Here is a 7,551-nt window from a genome sequence, read left to right as displayed (position 1 = left end):
CGAAAGTGGGTTATCCGTGTTTGCGGCTGATTCGGGTGGGCATTGGGCGCGTGAATCTGTTTGATTTGGGGTTGGGATTGGGCGAATGGCAGGAATGCCAAACGTTGCCGTGAATATTTCAGGCAGCCTTTCAGTACACGGCAATTTTTTGAAGTTACCACCAACCTGTCCCTCCCCCCCGTCTCCAACGGGGGAGGGCTAGGGTGCAGACCTGCCAAGTTCTTAAATTTCATACCGCGTAGGTCGGATACTTGTATCCGACAAAACTTGTGGTTTCGTCTGAAAATGTCGGATACAAGTATCCGACCTACGAAGAACTTGGCAACTCTGGGGCTAGGGTGGGGGAAATCTATGGAAACAAATCAATATTGTTAAAAATCAACGAACCACCCCTACTCTAACCCTCCCCCGCCAGCGTGGGAGGGGACAGGTTACAGGCAGCCTGAAAGATTTTGTCGTACTGAAAGGCAGCCTGAAACCCCATTAATTTTAATTTAATAAAAAATAATTGAACTGAAAAACAACCATGAAATTACACCAAAATTTATCCCCCATTATTGAACAAGCCTTTGAACAAACAGGACTTTCAGGCAGCCCCATTATTTTGCAAGCCGCGAAAAACCCAGATTTTGGCGATTTCCAAATCAACGGCGTGATGGGTGCAGCCAAAAAACTCAAACAAAATCCACGCGATTTATCCACACAAGTCGCTGATATTTTAAAACAAAATCCCACATTTTCATCGGTAGAAGTGGCGGGCGCAGGTTTTATTAATTTGCGTTTGTCGCCCGAATTTTTGGCGCAAAATCTTTCAGGCAGCCTGAAAATCACGCCCAATCCAACACCGGAAAAAATCATCATTGACTATTCTTCCCCGAATTTGGCGAAAGAAATGCACGTTGGGCATTTGCGCTCGTCCATTATTGGCGACAGTTTGGCGCGTGTGTTGGGCTTTTTGGGCAACGATGTTGTGCGCCAAAACCACGTTGGCGACTGGGGAACGCAATTCGGCATGCTCGTTGCGTATATGGTTGAACAACAACAGGAAAATTCGCAATTTGAATTGGCGGATTTGGAGCAATTTTACCGCAATGCGAAAATCCGTTTTGATGAAGATGAAAATTTTGCCAATCTTTCAAGAGATTATGTGGTGAAATTGCAAGGCGGCGATGAAACCGTTTTGGCATTGTGGCGACAATTTGTGGACATTTCTTTGCAACACGCCGAAGACGTTTACACAAAATTGGGCTTGCTGTTGGAGCGTGGCGATGTGGCGGGTGAATCGCGTTATAACGATGATTTGCATAATGTTATCAATGAATTAAGCGAAAAAGGTTTGGCGGTGGATGATGACGGCGCGAAAGTCGTGTTTTTGGACGAGTTCAAAAACAAAGAAGGCGAACCAGCCGCATTTATCGTGCAAAAACAAGGCGGTGGCTTTTTGTACGCGACCACCGATTTTGCTTGTATGCGTTACCGCGTGGGCAAATTGGGCGGCACGCGCTTGCTGTATGTGGTGGACACGCGCCAAGATTTGCATTTTAAACAATTGTTTACTGCATCACGCAAAGCAGGTTGGCTGCCTGAAAATGTGTCTGCCGAATTTATTGGCTTTGGCACGATGATGGGCAAAGACGGCAAACCGTTCAAAACCCGTTCGGGCGATACTGTGAAACTGGTTGATTTAATTGATGAATCCATTGAACGCGCTGCCGCTTTGGTGCAAAGCAAAAATCCCGATTTGAGCGCGGACGATGTGGCGAATATTGCGCGTGTGGTCGGCATTGGCGCGGTTAAATACGCCGATTTGAGCAAAAACCGCACCAGCGATTATGTGTTTGATTGGGAAAATATGCTTTCTTTTGAAGGCAATACCGCGCCGTATTTGCAATATGCCTACACGCGCGTGCAAAGCGTGTTCAAAAAAGCGGGCGATTGGGATATTCAGGCAGCCTGTGTTTTAAAAGAGCCTTTGGAACAACAACTTGCCGTAGAATTGTTGAAATTTGAAGACGTGTTGCACAGCGTGGCGGAAAGTTGCTATCCGCATTATTTGGCGACTTATTTGTATGGTTTGGCGACTTTGTTCAGTCGTTTCTACGAAGCCTGCCCGATTTTGAAAGCCGAAGGCGAAACGCGCAACAGCCGTTTGCAATTGGCGCATTACACGGGCGAAGTTTTGCGTAATGGTTTGAATTTATTGGGTATTGAAACGCTTGATGTGATGTAATTAAAATTTTGCCCAAACAGGCAGCCTGAAAGATTTTTTGCTTTCAGGCTGCCTGTTATCTTGATAATACGAAAATGGATAAATTTGTATGACTTTGATTAATTTAAAAAATGAAGAAAATGCGGCGTATTGGCGCGTGTTGGCTTTGGCGGTGGCGGCGTTTATTTTTAACACCACCGAGTTTATACCTGTGGCGTTGCTGTCGGACATCGGCAAAAGTTTTGCCATGCCTGTGGCAGACGTGGGTTTGATGATGACGGTGTATGCGTGGGTGGTTACGCTGCTGTCGCTGCCGTTTATGCTGCTGACAGCGAAATGGGAACGGCGTAAATTATTGATAGCTTTGTTTATTATTTTTATTGCAGGGCATATTTTGTCGGTGCTGGCGTGGAATTTTCAGGTTTTGTTGGGTTCACGGCTGATTATTGCGCTGGCGCACGCGGTATTTTGGGCGATAACGGCTTCTTTGGTCATGCGTGTCGCGCCAAAAGGCAAGCAACAACAAGCACTTGGCTGGCTGTCTATGGGCAGCGCGTTGGCGATGGTTTTGGGTTTACCTTTGGGGCGGATTGTGGGGCAATTATTGGGTTGGCGCACGACTTTTGCGCTGATTGGCGTAATTGCTTTGATGATTTTGATTTTATTATGGAAATTGTTACCTGATTTGCCCAGCAAAAATGCAGGCAGCCTGAAATCTGTGCCGATTTTATTTAAACGCCCTTTATTATTAGGCGTTTACACCATGACGATGTTGTGTGTTACGGCACATTTTACTGCATACAGTTATATTGAACCTTTTGTTTTACAAATCAGTAAGATGGGTGCAAATTTGGCAACGGTGGTGTTATTATTATTTGGCGTATCGGGCATGGTGGCGAGCGCGTTGTTTGGGCGATTACACCAGCGTTTTCCGAATCGGTTTATTTTTACCATGTTGATTTTATTGATTAGTTCATTGATTTTATTGCAACCTTTATCGGGCAATACAGTGGCGATGTTTGGGCTGATTTTTGCGTGGGGCGTGGGCATGGGTGGTTTGGCGTTGTGCATGATTGTGCGTGTGCTGCAATACGCCAGCGATGCGACCGATGTGGCGAGCGCGATGTATTCGGGCATTTTCAATATTGGCATTGGTGGCGGCGCGTTGTTGGGTGGCGTGGTGATGAAACAATGGGGGCTTGAGAATATTGCTTGGGTGGGCGCGGTGTTGGCGGTGTTGGGTTTGGTGATTTTTGCGTGGACAAATAAGCGGTTTGCCCACACCGCACCGAAGGTAGAACAAAAGGGCGGGCAAACGCCTTTGGCGCATTGAATAAAATAGGTTCAGGCAGCCTGCAAACTTGGTTTGATACAAAGATAGATGATTGACAATAATGGAGAAATTAGAGGATAAAAGTTAAATTTTGATAAATCATTTTGATATTTGGGATAATGATATGGAAATCATTGACAAAAAAGATTCATTTTTATCATCTTTATTCATGTTTTCTTTTATGGCTATTTATTTTTTATTAAGGGAAAAAATAGGATTGATTTTACTATTAGATTTAAATGATAAATTCTATTTGCATGCTTTTATTGGCATTATTTCTCTTTTTATTGGTTTTATTTTTTTAAAAATATCCATTCAGGAAAAAAATTTACATTATCGGGATGGATTTTGTTTTGTTTTTTATAAAAATAAATTTTGTTTTATTTCAAATTTAATTTATAGTATTTTTGCAGGTATTGGTATGGCTGCTATTATATATGCTATTGTTTTGTTGTAATTTTTAGTGAATTCAATTTAAACAAGTACCGCGTTGCCAACTCCCTTATGTACTATGTGTACACTGTGGTCGCTGTCGCCTTGTCCTGATTTAAATTGAATTCACTATATTTACATGTAAAAATCTAATGATAAGGAAAATAAGTTGTTTACCAGTCAAGTGGTGGTGTTGTAATTGTGCGTAAAGGCAGCCTGCAAACTTTTGCGTTACAATTCCGTTTTAGTTTTTGGAAAAAGAATTCACATGATTACCATCAATACGCTTCGCAATATGAAAACCAATGGCGACAAAATCGCCATGCTCACTTGTTACGATGCCAGCTTTGCCGCGCTGATGAGCCACGCTGGTGTGGACGTTTTGCTGGTAGGCGATTCGCTGGGCATGGCGGTGCAGGGCAAATCGTCCACCCTGCCCGTAACGCTGGACGAAATGTGTTACCACACCGCAGCCGTGGCGCGTGGCAACACCAATGCGATGATTATTGCCGATTTGCCCTTTGGCGCGTATCAGCAAAGCAAGGAGCAAGCCTTTGAATCATCAGCCAAACTGATGGCAGCAGGCGCACACATGGTCAAATTGGAAGGCGGCGCAATCATGGCAGAAACCACCCGTTTTTTACAAGAACGCGCCATTCCCGTGTGCGCCCACATCGGCTTGACACCGCAATATGTGAATGTGTTTGGCGGCTACAAAGTGCAAGGTCGTGGCGATGCGGCGGCGGCGGTATTGGCAGACGCTTTGGCGCATGAACAGGCTGGCGCGTCCATGATTTTGATGGAATGCGTCCCCAGCGCATTGGCGCGTGAAATCACACAGCGCGTGGCTTGCCCCACCATAGGCATTGGCGCAGGCGTGGATACGGACGGTCAAGTGCTGGTCATGCACGATATGTTGGGCGTGTTCAATGGCAAAACGGCAAAATTCGTCAAAAATTTTATGGACGGCGAAACCAGCATTCAGGCTGCCGTGGCAAGCTATGTCCGCGAAGTGAAAGCGAAAAGTTTTCCGAGCGCGGAACATCAATTTAATTGATTTTTCAGGCAGCCTGAATATGTCAGCTTAATCAAAAGGAAACGCTCGCTTACATAACATAAGCGAGCGTTTCAATCTTTGCCCATAATGTACCACGACTAGAACTCATCAATAAATCAATTTAGTGATAAGGGATGAACGAGATACGGACTGAATAACTTAAAACATATTGTATAATAATCCTTAACCATTTTGCAAGGGCATTTTCATGTACACAATCAATCCTACAACACTTCAATTGATTTCCACACCACGATTAAATGCATTTAAGCAAGGTTTGTTACGCAATCCCCATTCTCATTCACAAGAAGAACTCATCGGCAGCTACATTTGGAATCAACAAATGGCGGCTTGTTTGTATCCCTTATTACAAAATTTAGAGATATTTTTAAGAAATGCAATAGATGAAGCAGCACGGAAACAATATGGTGATTTTTGGTGGGATACCATTGATTGCCACAACCGAAATAATTATTTTTTCAGCAATATCCAAAAAGCCAAACAAAATTTAGACAATGAATGGAAGAAAAACCATTGGACGAGAACGCACAGACCCACACCGCCGCAATGGTCTCACGACAAAATCATTGCAGCAACAGAGTTTTCCACTTGGGTATATTTATTTGATAAAGACTTTATTCAAGCAGCCAATGCGACACCCACAACAAAGTATTTGTTCCCCAGTTTGTTGGGCAAAATGTTTCATCAATGGCACAAAATATTGGGACACAATAAGCAACATGTCGCCATCAAAAAAGACATTCGTGATTTATTAGAAGAATTGCGAATTTACAGAAACCGAATTGCACACCACGAACCCACTTGGCTAAAAGCACAGCCAACAATGACCCCAACATCATCACTGGCAACAATAGAAGACAAAATTAAGAAAATAGAAAAAATATACCAATTAATTCATCCAGATGTTCACAAATATATGTTAAGTAATGGTTTTGTTGATGCTGCATTCAATCATTGTAAACTGGATATTTTAGAAAAATATCAAGGTATTGCTTAAAAGTAGGTTTATTTAATTTCCAAAAATACAGGTAAAAATCATGCACAAGCCTTTACTCAAACAACAGTGTTTCATCAACGGACAATGGCAATCTGCCCTTTCAGGCAGCCAAATTGCCGTCATCAACCCAGCCACAGGCGAAACTTTGGGACACGTCCCCAATATGGGCGCAGCCGAAACCGAACACGCCATCGCTGCCGCCCAAGCTGCACTCCCTGCTTGGCGCGACAAATCCGCCAACGAACGCAGCAAAATCCTGCGCAAATGGTTTGATTTGATTGTGGCAAATCGCGAAGATTTGGCACACTTGTTGTCGCTGGAATTGGGCAAACCGATTGCCGAAGCGCGTGGCGAAATTGACTATGGCGCGTCTTACATAGAATGGTTTGCCGAAGAAGCCAAGCGCGTTTATGGCGACACCATTCCTGCTCTCAACCCCAATCAACGCATTGTGGTCATCAAACAGCCCATAGGCGTGTGTGCCGCGATTACCCCTTGGAATTTCCCCAACGCCATGATTACGCGCAAAGTTGCCCCTGCTTTGGCGGCTGGTTGCACCTTTGTGTTGCGCCCTGCATCGCAAACGCCTTTTTCCGCATTGGCTTTGGCGGATTTGGCGCAACAAGCAGGTTTGCCCAATGGCGTGTTCAACATCATCACAGGCAACGCCCAAGCCATAGGCAAAGTGCTAACCACCCACCCCGATGTGCGTAAATTCAGTTTCACAGGCTCAACCGAAGTGGGGCGCGAACTGATGGCACAATGCGCCTCCACCATCAAAAAAGTGTCGCTGGAATTGGGCGGCAACGCGCCTTTTATCGTGTTTGATGACGCGGACATTCAGGCTGCCGTGTCGGGGGCTATGGTCGCCAAATTCCGCAATGCTGGGCAAACTTGCGTGTGTGCCAACCGCATTTACGTTCAACGCGGCATTTACGATGAATTTGTGCAGCAATTTGTTGCCGCCACACAAAACTTGCGCGTGGGCAAACCTTTGGACGAACAAACGCAAATGGCTTGCTTGGTCAATGAAAACGCGGTGCAACACGCCAACGATTTGCTGGCAGACGCGCTGGCAAAAGGCGGCAGCCTGAAAACAGGCGGCACACATCAAGGCACATTTTATCAGCCCACCGTCATTGCCCATGCCCATGATGAAATGCGTTTGACCACCGAAGAAATTTTCGCCCCCATTGCGCCCATTTTCATTTTTGATGATGAAGATGAAGTGATACAACGCGCCAATGCGGTGGACGTGGGTTTGGCGGCTTATGTGTACAGCCGCGATTTGGCGCGTACCGTGCGCGTGTCGGAGCGTTTGGAATACGGCATGGTGGGCGTGAACACGGGCATGATTTCCAATGCCGCCGCGCCATTTGGCGGTGTGAAACAATCGGGTTTGGGGCGCGAAGGCTCACAATATGGCATGGACGAATATTTGGAAATGAAATATTTGGCGATTGGGGGAATTTGATTTTTCAGGCTGCCTTTCGGTACGCGAC

6 protein-coding genes and 1 pseudogene are annotated in these 7,551 nt (G+C 45.2%); all 7 read left to right on the top strand.

What is annotated here, in order from left to right:
- Positions 1-113 (top strand): annotated as a pseudogene (locus Q338_RS15150) (pseudouridine synthase); the annotation flags it as partial.
- Positions 114-526: 413 nt separating this feature from the next.
- A complete protein-coding gene (argS, locus tag Q338_RS05990) occupies positions 527-2,230 on the top strand; it encodes an arginine--tRNA ligase (protein ID WP_034293049.1) in 1,704 nt (567 codons plus the stop codon).
- An 88-nt stretch (positions 2,231-2,318) separates the two neighbouring features.
- Positions 2,319-3,542 (top strand): sugar transporter, encoded by a 1,224-nt coding sequence (locus Q338_RS05985; protein WP_115723668.1) that lies wholly within the window; start codon positions 2,319-2,321, stop codon positions 3,540-3,542.
- 124 nt (positions 3,543-3,666) lie between these two features.
- Entirely contained in the window at positions 3,667-3,999 is a 333-nt protein-coding gene (locus tag Q338_RS05980) for a hypothetical protein (protein ID WP_034293046.1), read from the top strand.
- A 243-nt stretch (positions 4,000-4,242) separates the two neighbouring features.
- Positions 4,243-5,031 (top strand): 3-methyl-2-oxobutanoate hydroxymethyltransferase, encoded by a 789-nt coding sequence (gene panB, locus Q338_RS05975; RefSeq protein ID WP_034293044.1) that lies wholly within the window; start codon positions 4,243-4,245, stop codon positions 5,029-5,031.
- A gap of 208 nt (positions 5,032-5,239) precedes the next feature.
- Positions 5,240-6,049, top strand: coding sequence for an Abi family protein (locus Q338_RS05970; protein ID WP_034293042.1), 810 nt, complete (start codon positions 5,240-5,242; stop codon positions 6,047-6,049).
- Positions 6,050-6,089: 40 nt separating this feature from the next.
- On the top strand, positions 6,090-7,523 hold the full coding sequence (locus Q338_RS05965; protein ID WP_034293040.1) for an NAD-dependent succinate-semialdehyde dehydrogenase: 1,434 nt from the start codon (positions 6,090-6,092) through the stop codon (positions 7,521-7,523).
- Positions 7,524-7,551 lie beyond the last annotated feature (28 nt).

The organism is Alysiella crassa DSM 2578, from assembly GCF_000745955.1.
Taxonomy (GTDB): Bacteria; Pseudomonadota; Gammaproteobacteria; order Burkholderiales; family Neisseriaceae; genus Simonsiella; species Simonsiella crassa.
This window is presented reverse-complemented; position numbering and strand designations above follow the sequence as displayed.

Excerpts from the sequence above, each read along its gene's own strand:
- argS (WP_034293049.1), top strand. The coding sequence starts at position 527 with ATGAAATTACACCAAAATTTATCCCCCATTATTGAACAAGCCTTTGAA.
- Q338_RS05985 (WP_115723668.1), top strand. The coding sequence starts at position 2,319 with ATGACTTTGATTAATTTAAAAAATGAAGAAAATGCGGCGTATTGGCGC.
- Q338_RS05980 (WP_034293046.1), top strand. The coding sequence starts at position 3,667 with ATGGAAATCATTGACAAAAAAGATTCATTTTTATCATCTTTATTCATG.
- panB (WP_034293044.1), top strand. The coding sequence starts at position 4,243 with ATGATTACCATCAATACGCTTCGCAATATGAAAACCAATGGCGACAAA.
- Q338_RS05970 (WP_034293042.1), top strand. The coding sequence starts at position 5,240 with ATGTACACAATCAATCCTACAACACTTCAATTGATTTCCACACCACGA.
- Q338_RS05965 (WP_034293040.1), top strand. The coding sequence starts at position 6,090 with ATGCACAAGCCTTTACTCAAACAACAGTGTTTCATCAACGGACAATGG.